The organism is Pseudomonas sp. TH49 (genome assembly GCF_016650625.1).
In the GTDB taxonomy this organism is placed as follows: domain Bacteria; phylum Pseudomonadota; class Gammaproteobacteria; order Pseudomonadales; family Pseudomonadaceae; genus Aquipseudomonas; species Aquipseudomonas fluorescens_H.
Genome location: NZ_JAEKFL010000001.1, coordinates 2577502 through 2591967 on the forward strand (window position 1 = coordinate 2577502; position 14466 = coordinate 2591967).

The window sequence follows — 14466 nt, forward strand, 5'->3', positions numbered from 1 at the left end:
GGCCTGTTCTATTTCAGATCAGCAAAAGCTGAATGTGGGAGCGGGCTTGCTCGCGAATGCAGTGTGTCAGCTGATGAATATGCCTGCTGACACACCGCATTCGCGAGCAAGCCCGCTCCCACAGGGATATAGGTTGTGGTTCAGTTACCGCGCTTGCTGTTGATCTGCCGCAGGCGATTGCCTTCAAAGCGCAGGTACTGGTACATACCGTTGCTCGGGCCGTAGGTCCATTCCTCGACCTGAAACTCTTCGCGGCGATTGGTGCTGCGCTTGTAGCCGAGGACATCGCGGCTGACCGGTTCGCCACACTTTTGCAGCACTTCGCTGGTGCGGTCGCCGAGACTGACCAACTGACTGCCACAGCGCAGCGTGTCGGAGGCCAGCGCCGGGCTGGCGGCGAGCATCAGCGCTATTGCAACCAGCCAGTTGTGGTTCATCACTCGGCGTCCAGGTGCATTTGCGTCACGACCCGACCATCGCTTTCGGCTTCGCCAAGGTTGGCGTCGATGAAGTACACCCGGTCATCCGCCAGTTGGCCCTTGTCGACCAGGTAGTCCTTGATGCTGCTGGCGCGTTCCTGACCCAACTGCCGCAGCAGCACATCGCTGGAACTCCAGAACTTGATCACGCCGTCACGCATTTTCGCCGTGCGTTCTTCCTTGCCCAGATCCTTCCATTCGGCCGGTGGCTGGGTTTTCAGTCGGGTGCGGTAGATGCCTTCGAGCAGCGGGCCTTTTTCGCTGTCCGGCACCTGCAGCAGGGAAGCCTGAGCCGGGACTTTGTCGCCTCGGCGCTGGAGCATCTTGTAGTAGTTGTACTGGTATTCACGTTCCAGACGCTGCTCGGCGATCAACGGACCGTCGCTGCTCTGAGCGGCGGTGCCTTCGATTTCCAGGCGCAGGGCCGGACGTTCCTTGAGGGCTTGGGACAGTTTGTCCAGCGCCGACTGGGCGTCCTTGCTCAGGTCGCTGGACCCCGGGGCAAAGGATACGGTGCCGAGGTCTTCGGAGCCGCCGCCGTTGATCAGCCCGCCAATCAGCTTGAACGGTGCCGCGGCAGCTTTGACGATGAGATTACGCAGGGTCTGCCAGACAATCGGCATCACGCTGAACTGTGGGTTATTCAGATCGCCAGTCACCGGCAGCTCGATGGAAATCTTGCCATCGACGTCCTTGAGCAGGGCAATCGCCAGTTTCAGCGGCAGGCTCACGGCATCCGGGCTGTCGACTTTCTCGCCGAGTTGCAGTTGCTCGACCACCACTTTGTTTTCAGCCTTCAACTGGCCCTTGGTGATCAGGTAGTGCAGGTCGAGGTTGAGCCGGCCCTTGCGGATGCGGTAACCGGCGAACTTGCCGGAGTACGGCGTCAGTGTCGTCAGTTCGACACGTTTGAAGCTGGTGGCGATGTCGAGGCTGGCCATCGGATCGAACGGGTTGACCGCACCTTTGATGGTCACCGGTGCATAGCGATCGACCTTGCCCTTGACGTCGACGCTGGCCGGTTTCGCCTGACGGCTGTCGATGGTACCGATCTGGCCGTTGAGCTGTTGCACCGCCGTAGCGAAATTCGGCGTCAGGCTGAAGTCGGCGAAGTTGGCCGAGCCGTCGTTGATCGCAATCGCGCCGATGTGAATGCCCAGTGGTTTATCTTTGCTGGGCGGTTTCGCCGCGGCAGGTTTCGCACCGCTGTTGGCGGGCTGCGGGATCAGCAGGTCGTCAATGTTGGTGGTGCGGTCATCGTTGATCATGAACCGCACATACGGCTGGAACAGGTTGACCTTGTCGATCGACAGGCTGTCACCGTGTTGATAGTTGATGCCTTCAACCACCACTTGCTGCCACTTGAGGAAGTCGCGGGTTTTCAGGGTGTCGAGGGTGTGCAATTGATCGATCTGCGCACGCCCGGTCACGCCGAGTGCCAGGGGGGCGGTGCTCTTGAGGTTGACCTTGAGGTCGCTGCCGAGCATGCCGCTGCGCAGCTCCAGGCGAATGAACGGATTGATGTAGGACTGCGCGACACGCAGGTCGATGTCCTGGGTTTTCACGTTGAGCTGGGCGGTGACCGGCGCGAGGTTGACCACGCCGTCGGCGTTGATCTTGCCTTGTTTGCCCAAGCCGCTGTCGAGTCTGACCTTGAAAGGCGAGCCGTTGAGGCTGTCGAAATCCTGCAGGTCGATGTTCAGCGGGGTGATGTCCAGCGCCACCGGCGGGTTGGCCGAACGGTCGGCGAGATGCACGGTGTAGTTGCGTAGCTGTACGTCTTTGAGCAGCACTTGCCAAGGCTTGCTCGGCGCGGCCGGCGCTTTCGGCGAGTCGGCGGCGGCCGGAGTGGACTTGGGTTCGGCGGCGGCCTTGGCGGCCGGTTTCGAAGGCTGGCTGGCGAACAGTTTCTGCCAGTCGAGCTGGCCGTCGGCTTCGAGCGCGGCCCAGGTTTCCAGTTTGTTGCTGCGGATCTTGCCGACCACCACTTGCTGTTTGGCCAGGTCGACCGAGGTCTCGCTGACATCCAGGCGTTCGAGATTCGCCAGCGGGCGGCCGTCCGGCGCCTTGATCGCGAACGGCGCAATGCTCACCGCGACGTTGTTCAACAGCAGTTCGGTTTCTTTCGACAGATTCAGTTTGTATTCGGTGCTGAGGTTGATCACGCCGTCTTCGAGCACCAAGGGCAGCGCATCGCGCACGTAGGGCCAGAAGGATTTCATCTTGCCGTCGGTGACTTTCAAAGTGCCTTCGGAGGTGAACGGGATCAGGCTGAAGTTGCCTTTCCAGTCGATCTGCCCACCGGCCGGGCCGGCAGCCACCAGGGTCATGTCGGCATTGTCTTCGGGCAGGGTGCTGAGGTTTTTCAGTTCGAAGTCGAGTTTGTCGTAGAGAAACTCGATCGGCTCGCTCGGCCGGGCGTCCTGGAAATGCACGTTGCCCCCGGCCAGTTGAATGCGGTCGATGCGCAGCGGGAACGGCTTGGCATTCGGGTCGGCCGGGGTCGGCTCGCTGGCGGGAATTTTGAACAGGCCCAGCAGATTGAGCTGGCCGTCCTTGGCGAAGAGGACTTCGGTCTTGGGCTTGTCCAGCTCGATATCGGCCAGATGCAGCGCCTTGGTCCACAGGCTGTCGAGTTGCAGGTTGGCGTACAGCCGCTCGAAACCGACCTGCTCCTTGCCCGGCTCACCGATGACCAGCCCCCACAGGGTGACTTCAAGGCTGAACGGATTGAGTTCGATGCGCTGGATATGCGCCGGCACCGTGGCGTAGTTGGCCAACTGCTGGTTGGCGATGCGCAGGGCGATGCCCGGTAAAATCAGAAACCCCAGCAGGCTGTAGAGGGCCAGAGCAGTCAACAAGGCGCCAATCGCGCGAATCAATCCTTTGGGCATGTGCGGCTTCATCTCTGAATCGGAGTGCCTTGGAGTATGGCACGCGATTCTGGTTCCGAAGTACATCGTGGGGTGCAGGATTGTTCAGATTGTTCTGTAGGATCGCAAAACCCTGTGGGAGCGGGCTTGCTCGCGAAGGCGTTCTATCAGTCACCTTATCTGGTGGCTGATACACCGCTTTCGCGAGCAAGCCCGCTCCCACTTTGGACAGTTGTCAGCCGCAGAGGAGGGCTACAGCTGCAGGATCAGGGTTTTCAGCGGTGGCTGTTGATCACGCGACGGGAAGTCCGCGCCCGGGGTCATCACGCTCCATTCGCGCACCGGGCGCCCGGCCTTTTCGGCGCAGCGCAGGACCTGTTCACGCCAGTCATCCATGCTGACTTTTGCCAGGTTGTTGCAGCAGATCAGTACGCCGTTGTCGGCGGTGGTCAGCAGTGCCGGTTTGAGCAGGCTCTGATAGTCGCGCAGCAGGTCGACGGTGCCGAACGCGCTCTTGGCCCAGGCCGGTGGATCAAGCAGCACCAGGTCGTATTGACGCTGGTCGAGACGCTGATAGCTCGGCAGTTTCTGCCCGCGCCGCTGGCTGATCGGCAGCCCGGCAAGTTGACGGATCGCCGGAAAGTAATCGGACTGGATAAATTGCATCTCGGGCAACTGCGGATTGAGCAGACCGTTTTCGCGGCCGACTGCCAGATTGCCTTCGGCGAAATCCAGGTTGCACACTTCGCGCGCGCCACCGGCAGCGGCACTGAGGCCGACGCCGCAGGTGTAGGCGAACAGGTTGAGCACGCTTTTGCCTTTGGCGTGATCCTTGACCCAGCCGCGGGTGTTGCGCAGGTCGAGGAACAGCAGCGGGTCCTGCCCGGCATGGCGCCCACGCACGCGATAGTTCAGGCCCCATTCGTGCCCGACCAGATCCGCCAGGGCGGCCTCGTCGGCGCGGTAGACGCTGTCTTCGCGATCGATCCGCGAGTTGCCGCGGGAGCGGTCGTTGTAGACCAGCAGCGTTTCAAAGCCCAGGGTCTGGTTGACCATGGCGTGCAGTTGCAGCAGGTCGTCACGCTCCAGCGTCTGATGAAAACTTTGCACCAGCAATTGCGGGCCGTAGCGGTCGACGGTCAGGCCTCCGGCGCCTTCCTGGCTGCCGTGGAACAGGCGATAGCAATCGGTGCCCTGGCTGTGCAGCTCAGCGAGCAGATCCTGGCGTTGATCGAGGGCGGCGCGCAGCGCCTGATTCAAGGAAGACATGCGTGCGCCTTGCTGGTGAGGATTGGGGCGCGGGAGTTTAGCAGTTTGGCGGGCAATCGAGTTGCGCCCTTCGCGAGCAGGCTCGCTCCCACACAGGATCTATGCTGCAAATCAAATCTCCTGTGGGAGCGAGCCTGCTCGCGAAGCTTTTAGGTGAGCAGTCCCATTCGGCGTTTGGCCCGCTGCACCGAACCGTTGCGCATCGCCCAGCGCAGCATCGGCGCACTGCGCTTGACGCTGGCGCGGATCAGCTGGCGTTGCAGCGGGTTCTGCCGTATGCCGAACAGATCACTGGCCCAGTCCGGCAGCAGATCGATGCCGGCCTTCATCATCAGGTCACCAAACGGTCGAGCGAGCACGCTCGGGGCTGGCGCGTCGAGCAGCAGGCGCAGGACTTCGCGGCTGCGCTCATCACAGAGCAATTGCGGGCGCATGCGTTGCAGATAGTCGGCCACGGCTTGCCGCGATTTCGGCACATCCCGCGCACCCAGGCGCTCGGCGACCACGGCGATTTCCGCGTAATAACGATCCTGATCCGCCCCCGACAATTGCGGATTGCGGTAACGCAAATGTGCCGCAAGAAAATGGCTGACCTCGGCCACATGCACCCAGGTCAACAGGTCCGGATCGCTGGCCGCATACGGCCGGCCATCCGGCGCAGTGCCGACCACTTGCAGGTGTATGGTGCGCACCTTGTCGATCAGCCATTCGGCATCCCGGCGCGAGCCGAACGTGGTGCCGGAGACAAACTGACTGGTGCGGCGCAGGCGTCCGAGCATGTCCTGACGAAAGTTCGAATGATCCCAGACCCCGGCCAGCGCCAGCGGATGCAGGGCTTGCAGCAACAACGCGCTGATGCCGCCGATCAGCATGCTGCTGAAGTCGCCATGCACTTGCCAACTGACCGAGTCCGGCCCGAACAGCCCGGGATCGCCCTTGGGATTTTCCAGATCGAGCTGACCGAGGGACAGACCGGTCAGGCTCATGAGTTGGTTTTCGATACGGCTGCGGATGAATTCCATGACAACTCATTGGTGGTGGAGGGCGCGGGCAGTTGGCCGCGCCGGAGATGTTACTGATTCAGGCGCTTGTCGATCAGGCCCTGGACCACGCTCGGATCGGCCAGGGTCGACGTGTCGCCGAGGCTGTCGAGTTCGTTGCAGGCGATCTTGCGCAGGATCCGCCGCATGATCTTGCCTGAGCGGGTTTTCGGCAAGGCCGGCGCCCACTGGATCAGGTCCGGTTTGGCGAAGCTGCCGATTTCCTTGCTGACGTGGGCGAGCAGTTCTTTCTTCAGCTCATCGCTCGGCTCGAAGCCGTTCATGGGCGTGACGAAGGCGTAGATGCCCTGGCCTTTGACGTCGTGCGGGTAACCGACCACGGCGGCCTCGGCGATGCTGTCGTGCAGGACCAGCGCGCTTTCCACTTCGGCGGTGCCGATGCGGTGGCCGGAGACGTTGATCACGTCATCGATGCGCCCGGTGATCCAGTAATCGCCGTCTTCGTCGCGGCGTGCGCCATCACCAGTGAAGTAGTAGCCGGGGTAGGGCTTGAAGTAGGTGTCGACCATGCGTTGCGGGTCGCCGTAGACGCTGCGGATCTGCGCCGGCCAACTCGACTTGATCGCCAGCACGCCGCTGCCGGCGCCTTTGATTTCCTTGCCGTGCTCGTCGAGCAGCACTGGTTGCACACCGAACATCGGCTGCGTGGCGCAACCCGGCTTGATGCGTTGCGCACTGACCAGCGGGCTGAGCATGATCCCGCCGGTTTCGGTCTGCCACCAGGTATCGACAATCGGGCAGCGCTGTTCGCCGACCACGTTGAAATACCATTCCCACGCTTCCGGGTTGATTGGCTCACCGACACTGCCGAGCAATCTGAGGCTTTGGCGCGACGTTTCCTGCAACGGCCCGACACCTTCGCGCATCAACGCGCGCAGGGCGGTCGGCGCGGTGTAGAAGATGTTGACGTGGTGTTTGTCGATCACCTGCCAGAAGCGCGAAGTGCTCGGATAACTTGGCACGCCTTCGAAGATCAGCGTGGTCGCACCGTTGGCCAGCGGGCCGTAGACGATGTAACTGTGGCCGGTCACCCAGCCGACGTCGGCGGTGCACCAGAACACTTCGCCGTCGCGGTAATCGAGCACGTACTTGAAGGTCATCGCCGCTTGCAGCAGGTAGCCGCCGGTGGTGTGCAGCACGCCTTTGGGTTTGCCGGTGCTGCCGGAGGTGTAGAGGATGAACAGCGGATCTTCGGCGTCCATCGGTTCTGGCGGGCAATCGTCGCTGACGTCACGCACGGCCTGGTGATACCAGAGATCACGGCCCTCGACCCAATCGACCTGGCCTTGGCTGCGTTCGACTACGACGACGGTGCTGACGTCCGGGCAACTTTGCAGGGCCTTGTCGACGTTGTGTTTGAGCGGCACGAACTTGCCGCCGCGTACGCCTTCATCGGCGGTGATCACGGTGCGGCAGTCGGCGTCGAGGATGCGGTCACGCAATGAGTCCGGGGAGAAGCCGCCGAACACCACCGAATGAATCGCGCCGATCCGCGCGCAGGCGAGCATGGCATAGGCCGCCTCGGGGATCATCGGCATGTAGATGCACACCCGGTCACCTTTTTTCACCCCACGGCTTTTCAGCACATTGGCCAGACGGCAGACGTGATGGTGGAGTTTTTTGTAGGTGATCTGCGCCGATTCGGCAGGGTCGTCGCCTTCCCAGAGAATCGCGGTCTGCTCGCCGCGCTGGGCGAGGTGACGGTCGATGCAGTTGTAGCTGACGTTCAGTTGGCCGCCGGCAAACCAGGATGCTTCACCGGTTTTCAGGTCGTAGCGCTGCACGGTCTGCCACGGTGTGCTCCAGTCGAGGAAGCGGGTGGCCTGTTCGGCCCAGAAGGCGCTGGGGTATTCAATGGATTCGCGGTACAGACGCTTATAGTCGTCCTGACTCAACTGCGCAGCCCGGCGGACGGCATCGGCTTTGGGGAACGTGCTGATATCGAACATGACGGTTCCTTATTCTTGTTGTGCGACAGGAATAAAGATGCGCCGAGCGGCCCGGAGGTTCAAGTCATCCCTAAAACAACTGTGGGAGCGAGCCTGCTCGCGAATGTGGTGTATCAGTCACAAAGATGCTGAATGACACACCGCATTCGCGAGCAGGCTCGCTCCCACATTGGAAATGGGTTGCCCACAGGGTTTGTGGGCAACCCATTCACATCACCCGCGGTGACGACCGCGGAAGTAGTTGATCAGGCCCTGGGTAGAAGCATCGTCAGCGGTGGTTTCATCGCTGCCGACCAGACGGTTGTAAACGCCTTTGCCCAATTCCTTGCCCAGTTCCACGCCCCACTGGTCGAAGGCGTTGATGCCCCAGACCACGCTCTGCACGAACACTTTGTGTTCATACATGGCGACCAGCGCACCCAGTCGACGCGGGCTGATGCGCTCGACCACGATGGTGTTGCTCGGACGGTTGCCCGGGATCACCTTGTGCGGTGCGAGTTTGTGCACCTGTTCTTCGCTCATGCCTTTGTCGCGCAGTTCGGCCTCGGCTTCCGGCAGGGTCTTGCCGAGCATCAGCGCCTGGCTTTGCGACAGGCAGTTGGCGTACAGCCACTGATGGTGATCGGAGACCGGGTTGAAGCTGACGATCGGCACGATGAAATCGGCCGGAATCAGTTGGGTGCCCTGGTGCAGCAACTGGTGGTAAGCGTGCTGACCGTTGCAGCCGACGCCACCCCAGATCACCGGGCCGGTATCGGTCGACACCGGGGTGCCGTCCTGACGCACGCTCTTGCCGTTGGATTCCATGTCCAGCTGTTGCAAGTGCTTGGTGATGTTACGCAGGTAGTGGTCGTACGGCAGGATCGCGTGGCTTTGCGCGCCCCAGAAGTTGCCGTACCACACGCCGAGCAGGGCCAGCAGCACTGGCATGTTCTGTTCGAACGGGGCGCTCTGGAAATGCTGGTCCATGGTGTAGGCACCGGACAGCAGTTCCTTGAAGTTGGACATGCCGATGGCCAGGGCAATCGGCAGACCGATGGCCGACCACAGCGAGTACCGACCGCCGACCCAGTCCCACATCGGGAAGATGTTTTCTTCACGGATACCGAATGCTACTGCAGCAGCGTTGTTGCTCGACACCGCGATGAAGTGGCGATACAGCTCGGCTTCCGAACCACCCTGAGCCAGATACCAGGCGCGTGCGGCCTGAGCGTTCTTCAGGGTTTCGAGGGTGTTGAAGGACTTCGACGAAACGATGAACAGCGTGGTTTCGGCGCGCAGTTTTTGCGTCAGCTCGTGGAACTCACTGCCGTCGATGTTCGCCAGATAGTGGCAACGCACGCCTTTCTGCGCGTAGGACAGCAGCGCTTCGGAGACCAGCTCCGGGCCGAGGAACGAACCACCGATGCCGATGTTGACCACGTCCGTGATCGGCTTCTCGGTGTAACCACGCCACAGGCCGTCGTGGATGCGGCCGACCAGATCCGTGATCTGGTTCAGCACCTTGTGCACTTCCGGCATCACGTTGACGCCGTTGACCGACAGCTTGTCGCCGACCGGACGGCGCAGGGCGGTGTGCAGCGCCGGGCGGCCTTCGGAGGCGTTGACGATTTCGCCGTCGAACAGCGCTTTGATCGCGCCTTTCAGATCGACTTCATTGGCCAGACCCACCAGCAGATTGCGGGTCTCGGCGTTGATCAGGTTCTTCGAATAATCGAGAAACAGTCCGCAGCTGCTGAGCGTGAATTGATTGAAGCGCTGCGGATCGGCGTTGAAGGCTTCGCGCATGCTGAAATCCTGCATGGCTTGGCGGTGATCTTTCAACGCTTGCCAGGCAGGCAGAGCGGTAACGTCATGAGGAGTGCGGTAGTACGCCATCGCTGCGGTTTTCCTTTTTACTTGAACGGCCTTTTGAACACAGAACAGACCGATACGCCATGTTTGGGCGAGGGTCAAATGCGTCGACACGATTTTTCAACGCAGGGCGAATACAGTAAACCTCGCGCTGCGATCTGTCTTGACTTCTTCTGACCTGTTCCCTGTACTTTTTTAACATCAATACCGGGAACAAGCCGACCAACGGAAGGGGAGTGGCGCGTCGAAGCGGCTCAGGCCACCTGAACCGGAATGGCGTTGCTGGTGTGGCTGAGCTCATTGCCCGGCGCCATGTACAGCATGCGCGGCTTGAAATTGAGCAGTTCCGCTTCGCTGTAATGGGCGTAGGCGCAAATGATCACGCGGTCGCCGACCTTGGCTTTATGCGCGGCTGCGCCATTGACCGAAATCATCCGCGAACCTTCTTCGCCACGAATCGCGTAGGTGGTGAAACGCTCGCCATTGTCGACGTTATAGATCTGGATCTGCTCGTACTCACGGATGCCGGACAAGTCCAGCCACTCGCCATCAATGGCGCAGGAACCTTCGTAATCGAGTACCGCATGAGTGACTTCGGCGCGGTGCAACTTGGCCTTGAGCATGATGGCGTGCATGAGGGATTTCCCGGGTTGGAAGCGAACGGCGGGCAGTGTGCCCGAAGGCTTTGGGGGCGGCAATATGGTCTGTGTGGACACCAGAAACCAATGTGGGAGCGGGCTTGCTCGCGAAGGCGGTGTGTCAGTCAACCTATCTGCTGAATGATGCACCGCATTCGCGAGCAGGCTCGCTCCCACAGGGGTATTGCGCTGTTTTTTAAGTCGGGCTATCGAGGTTCAGGTGCAGGTTGTCGATCAACCGCGTGGTGCCGAGGAACGCGGCCACCAGAATCACCAGATCGCGGTCCTCTGCCGTTGCCGGACGCAAGGTCAGGGCGTGGCGGATTTCCAGGTAATCCGGACGCAGGCCGGCGGCTTCCAGCTGTTGCACCTGCGTAGCGATCAGCGCCGGGTAGTCACGCTCACCGTGCTTGATCGACTCGGCAATCGCGTTCAGGGTGCGATAGACCACCGGAGCCACGGCACGTTGATCTTCGCTGAGGAAACCGTTGCGCGACGACAGCGCCAGGCCATCGGCCGCACGCACGGTCGGTTCACCGATGATCTGGATCGGCATGTTCAGGTCATGCACCAGCGCGCGGATCACCGCCAGTTGCTGGAAGTCCTTCTGACCGAAGATCGCCAGATCCGGCTGGACCATGTTGAACAGCTTGCTGACCACCGTCGCCACACCTTCGAAGTGCCCCGGACGGCTGGCGCCGCACAGGCCTTCGGACAGTTGCGGCACGCTGACCCGGGTCTGCCCGGCCATGCCGTCGGGGTACATCTCCTCGACGGTCGGGGCGAACAGCAAATGGCAGCCGGCTTGCAGCAGCTTTTCCTGATCCGCCGCCAGGGTGCGCGGGTATTTGTCGAGGTCTTCGCCGGCGCCGAACTGCAGCGGGTTGACGAAAATGCTCGCAACCACGAAGTCCACACGCTGGGTGGCTTTGGTGATCAGCGCGACATGGCCGCTGTGCAGGTTGCCCATGGTCGGCACGAAGCCGATGCGCTTGCCTTCACTGCGGGCGCGGGCCACGGCGGCGCGCAGTTCGCGTACGGTTTTAACGGTGTTCATGCAGAGAATCCGTGTTCGATGCCAGGGAACGTGACGGCTTTGACTTCATTGACATAAGCCTTCAATGCTGACTGGATGCTGTCTTGGCCGTTCATGAAGTTCTTCACGAATTTCGGCACGCGACCGGTGATCGACAGGCCGAGCATGTCGTGCAGCACCAGTACCTGGCCGTCGGTATCGCTACCGGCGCCGATGCCGATGACCGGAATCTTCACGGCCTGGCTGATTTCCGCAGCCAGTTCGCTCGGCACGCATTCGAGCAGCAGCATGGCTGCGCCAGCCTGCTCCAGCGAGATCGCGTCGGCACGCATCTGCCGCGCCTGGTTCTCGTTGCGGCCCTGCACTTTATAGCCGCCAAGAATGTTCACGGCCTGTGGGGTCAGGCCCATGTGCGCGCAGACCGGCACACCGCGTTCGGCCAGCAGGCGGATCGACTCCGCCAGCCACAGCGCACCTTCGACCTTGATCATGTGCGCGCCGGCCTGCATCAGCATGGCGCTGTTGGTCAGGGTTTGCTCAATAGTGGCGTTGGCCATGAACGGCAGGTCGGCCAGGATCAGGGCGTCGGTGTTGCCGCGTTTGACGCAGGCGGTGTGGTAGGCCATTTCTGCGATGGTCACCGGCAGGGTGCTGTCGTGACCTTGCAGAACCATGCCGAGGGAGTCGCCCACCAGCAGCACTTCGACACCGGCCTCGTTGCAGGCGTGGGCGAAGGTCGCGTCATAGCAGGTCAGCATGGTGATCTTTTCACCTTTCTGCTTGAGGCTCTGGAGCGTGGTCAGGGTGATGGCTGGCATGTAAAAAATCCTCGTTCAGGCGCTCTGGAAACTACTGCGAGTAACGCGCGTGATTCTTCATCTACTCAGGCGCACGGTCTTTTGTCGTGCTTATAAGGCCTGGATTGCGCCCGTATGTGCCGGGTTGGCGGCAGCGGGACGCCTATAGTCGTGAGGAGCCAAGCGGAAGTCAATTGCGTGTGTTACCGCATTGTTACGAGGGGAGTGTTACCGGCGTTACTGATGCGATTCAGCGGTGCGGCAGGGTTGATGGACGGGGTTTTTGTCCGACAAAAAATCAGATTTGGAATACTCAATGTGGGAGCGGGCTTGCTCGCGAAAGCGGTGGGTCAGTTGACTGATTGAGTGACTGACACAGCGCTTTCGCGAGCAAGCCCGCTCCCACAGAGGGGGAATATTTTCAGGCGTGGGAGAGGCGTTCAAGGCCGACGAACGGGCAGGCGGCGAGCAGATCGGCGAGGGTGCGGCCATCGGCCAGGCGCAGATCTGCGGGGGCCAGTTCGGCCAAGGGATACAGAACGAACGCTCGTTCCTGAATCTGATAGTGCGGGACTTTCAGCCGTGGCTCGTCGATCAGGTGATCGCCGAACAACAGGATATCCAGATCCAGCGTGCGCGGCCCCCAGCGTTCCAGTCGCTTGCGGCCCTGATCATTCTCGATGGCTTGCAGCGCATCAAGCAGGTCCAGCGGCGCGAGGTCACTGTCGAGGGCGGCGACCGCGTTGGTGTAACGCGGTTGCCCCGGCAGCAGTGAATCGCTCTGATAGAACGCCGAAACACCGGCGAGGGCGGTCTGCGGCAATTGGCCCAGCGCGTTGAGCGCGCTGCGCAATTGTTCGGCCGGGTCAGCGAGATTGCTGCCCAGGCCGATATAGATGCGTTCCATGCCTTATTCGCCCGATGCGCTCGGGGCCCCGGCGCGCTTGCGCTTGGAACCGCTGCTGCGACGACGTTTGCGCGGCGCGCCGCTGGCGTCATCACCCTTGCCGCTGAGGTCGCGGATCATGTCGCGACGTTCGCTGTCGTTGGCGTCCTGATAATCCGTCCACCATTCGCCCAGGCCATCGGTCTGCTCGCCAGCGCTTTCACGCAGCAGCAGGAAGTCGTAACCGGCGCGGAAGCGTGGATTGTCCAGCAGCAGGTCGGCGCGTTTGCCGCTGCGGCGTGGCAGGCGTTCCTGCATGTCCCAGATCTCGCGGATCGGCATGGTGAAACGCTTTGGAATGGCGATGCGCTGGCACTGTTCGGCGATCAGCTCGTGCGCACCCTCCTGCATCGCTGGAATCGGTGGCATGCCACGTTCCTGCAGACGCAACACGCGGGCCGGCAGGGCAGGCCACAGCAGGGCGGCAAACAGGAACGCCGGGGTAACCGGTTTGTTCTGCTTGATGCGCAGGTCGGTGTTGGTCAGCGCTTCGCTGATCAGCGTGTGGGTGTATTCCGGGTTGTGCTCGAGTGCGTCGGCACTGGCCGGGAACAGCGGGGCGAACAGTTGCAGATCGACCAGCATCTCGAAAGTGATCGCGCCATGGCCGGAGAGGAACAGCTTGAGTACTTCCTCGAACAGACGGGCCGACGGGATCTCGCGCAGCATGGGCGCCAGTTCGCGGATCGGCTGCACGGTGTGCTTCTCGATGCCGAAATTGAGCTTGGCGGCGAAACGTACGGCTCGCAGCATGCGCACCGGGTCTTCCTGGTAACGCTGCTTCGGATCGCCGATCAGTCGGATCAGGTGATTGCGGATGTCGTGTACGCCGTTGGCGTAATCGAGAATGCGCTCGCTGACCGGATCGTAATACAGGGCGTTGATGGTGAAGTCGCGGCGTTGCGCGTCTTCTTCCAGGGTGCCGTAGACGTTGTCGCGCAGAATCCGCCCGCTCTCGTTGCGCGAAGACTGGTTGCTGTCTTCGTCATCTTCATTGACCGGGTGATTGGCGCGGAAGGTCGCGACTTCGATGATTTCGCGACCGAAATGGATATGCACCAGTTTGAAGCGGCGACCGATGATCCGCGCATTGCGGAATTCGGCACGGACTTGCTCGGGGGTGGCGCTGGTGGCGACGTCGAAGTCCTTGGGCGTGATGCCCAACAGCATGTCACGCACGCAACCACCGACCAGATAGGCCTGGTAGCCGGCGCCCTGCAAGCGTTCGACGATATTGACCGCATAGCGGCTGAATTGCCCTTTTTGCAGCGAGTGTTGGCCGCTGTTAAGCACTTCAGGGGTGCTGCGGATGTGTTGCGTACGACGCACGGGAGACCGGAATGACTGGAACAGCTTCTTCAGCATGGGATGCACTGTTTGAAGGAATGTTCGGCCATACCAAAGAATGACCGCATGATGGGCGCAGATTCTAGCATTTAGTCGGGGGATGGTGTAGGACGCAGAAGATTTGCGCTGCAAGCCGCAGGCTACAGGCATCGAGCAGGGTAGAAACGGAGGGAATTTGCCGAAACACAGAAACTACAAGGGGAGCCGAAGCTCCCCC

11 protein-coding genes are annotated in these 14466 nt (G+C 61.3%); all 11 read right to left on the reverse strand.

Going from position 1 to position 14466, the window contains the following annotated elements:
- Positions 1-140: 140 nt before the first annotated feature.
- Positions 141-437, reverse strand: a complete 297-nt coding sequence (locus JFU48_RS11775) for a DUF2845 domain-containing protein (protein ID WP_201136562.1) — start codon at positions 435-437, stop codon at positions 141-143.
- Complete coding sequence (locus JFU48_RS11780) at positions 437-3385, reverse strand: DUF748 domain-containing protein (RefSeq protein ID WP_201136563.1); 2949 nt, start codon at positions 3383-3385, stop codon at positions 437-439. Before JFU48_RS11780 ends, JFU48_RS11775 begins: the two co-directional genes overlap by 1 nt.
- 219 nt (positions 3386-3604) lie before the next feature.
- A complete protein-coding gene (locus JFU48_RS11785; RefSeq protein ID WP_103521370.1) occupies positions 3605-4621 on the reverse strand; it encodes a class I SAM-dependent rRNA methyltransferase in 1017 nt (338 codons plus the stop codon).
- 149 nt (positions 4622-4770) lie between these two features.
- Complete coding sequence (locus JFU48_RS11790) at positions 4771-5643, reverse strand: oxygenase MpaB family protein (RefSeq protein ID WP_103521369.1); 873 nt, start codon at positions 5641-5643, stop codon at positions 4771-4773.
- Positions 5644-5693: 50 nt separating this feature from the next.
- On the reverse strand, positions 5694-7631 hold the full coding sequence (gene acs / locus JFU48_RS11795; RefSeq protein WP_201136564.1) for an acetate--CoA ligase: 1938 nt from the start codon (positions 7629-7631) through the stop codon (positions 5694-5696).
- A 213-nt stretch (positions 7632-7844) separates the two neighbouring features.
- Positions 7845-9509, reverse strand: a complete 1665-nt coding sequence (gene pgi / locus JFU48_RS11800; RefSeq protein ID WP_201136565.1) for a glucose-6-phosphate isomerase — start codon at positions 9507-9509, stop codon at positions 7845-7847.
- 230 nt (positions 9510-9739) lie between these two features.
- Positions 9740-10120, reverse strand: a complete 381-nt coding sequence (panD, locus tag JFU48_RS11805; RefSeq protein WP_003228271.1) for an aspartate 1-decarboxylase — start codon at positions 10118-10120, stop codon at positions 9740-9742.
- A gap of 199 nt (positions 10121-10319) precedes the next feature.
- Positions 10320-11180 (reverse strand): pantoate--beta-alanine ligase, encoded by an 861-nt coding sequence (panC, locus tag JFU48_RS11810; protein WP_003228265.1) that lies wholly within the window; start codon positions 11178-11180, stop codon positions 10320-10322.
- Positions 11177-11977 carry a 3-methyl-2-oxobutanoate hydroxymethyltransferase gene (gene panB, locus JFU48_RS11815; RefSeq protein ID WP_003228263.1) on the reverse strand — a complete coding sequence of 267 codons (801 nt, stop codon included), beginning with the start codon at positions 11975-11977 and terminating at the stop codon, positions 11177-11179. The genes panC and panB overlap by 4 nt, the downstream gene beginning before the upstream one ends.
- Positions 11978-12377: 400 nt before the next feature.
- Positions 12378-12863, reverse strand: a complete 486-nt coding sequence (folK, locus tag JFU48_RS11820) for a 2-amino-4-hydroxy-6-hydroxymethyldihydropteridine diphosphokinase (RefSeq protein WP_201136566.1) — start codon at positions 12861-12863, stop codon at positions 12378-12380.
- Between the two features lie 3 nt (positions 12864-12866).
- Positions 12867-14267, reverse strand: coding sequence for a polynucleotide adenylyltransferase PcnB (locus tag JFU48_RS11825; protein WP_003228258.1), 1401 nt, complete (start codon positions 14265-14267; stop codon positions 12867-12869).
- Between the last annotated feature and the right edge of the window lie 199 nt (positions 14268-14466).

Bases quoted from the DNA above. Each gene is read 5' to 3' on its own strand.
- acs (WP_201136564.1), bottom strand. From the start codon at position 7,631: ATGTTCGATATCAGCACGTTCCCCAAAGCCGATGCCGTCCGCCGGGCT.
- JFU48_RS11825 (WP_003228258.1), bottom strand. From the start codon at position 14,267: ATGCTGAAGAAGCTGTTCCAGTCATTCCGGTCTCCCGTGCGTCGTACG.
- panD (WP_003228271.1), bottom strand. From the start codon at position 10,120: ATGCACGCCATCATGCTCAAGGCCAAGTTGCACCGCGCCGAAGTCACT.
- JFU48_RS11790 (WP_103521369.1), bottom strand. From the start codon at position 5,643: ATGGAATTCATCCGCAGCCGTATCGAAAACCAACTCATGAGCCTGACC.
- folK (WP_201136566.1), bottom strand. From the start codon at position 12,863: ATGGAACGCATCTATATCGGCCTGGGCAGCAATCTCGCTGACCCGGCC.
- JFU48_RS11780 (WP_201136563.1), bottom strand. From the start codon at position 3,385: ATGAAGCCGCACATGCCCAAAGGATTGATTCGCGCGATTGGCGCCTTG.
- pgi (WP_201136565.1), bottom strand. From the start codon at position 9,509: ATGGCGTACTACCGCACTCCTCATGACGTTACCGCTCTGCCTGCCTGG.
- JFU48_RS11775 (WP_201136562.1), bottom strand. From the start codon at position 437: ATGAACCACAACTGGCTGGTTGCAATAGCGCTGATGCTCGCCGCCAGC.
- panC (WP_003228265.1), bottom strand. From the start codon at position 11,180: ATGAACACCGTTAAAACCGTACGCGAACTGCGCGCCGCCGTGGCCCGC.
- JFU48_RS11785 (WP_103521370.1), bottom strand. From the start codon at position 4,621: ATGTCTTCCTTGAATCAGGCGCTGCGCGCCGCCCTCGATCAACGCCAG.
- panB (WP_003228263.1), bottom strand. From the start codon at position 11,977: ATGCCAGCCATCACCCTGACCACGCTCCAGAGCCTCAAGCAGAAAGGT.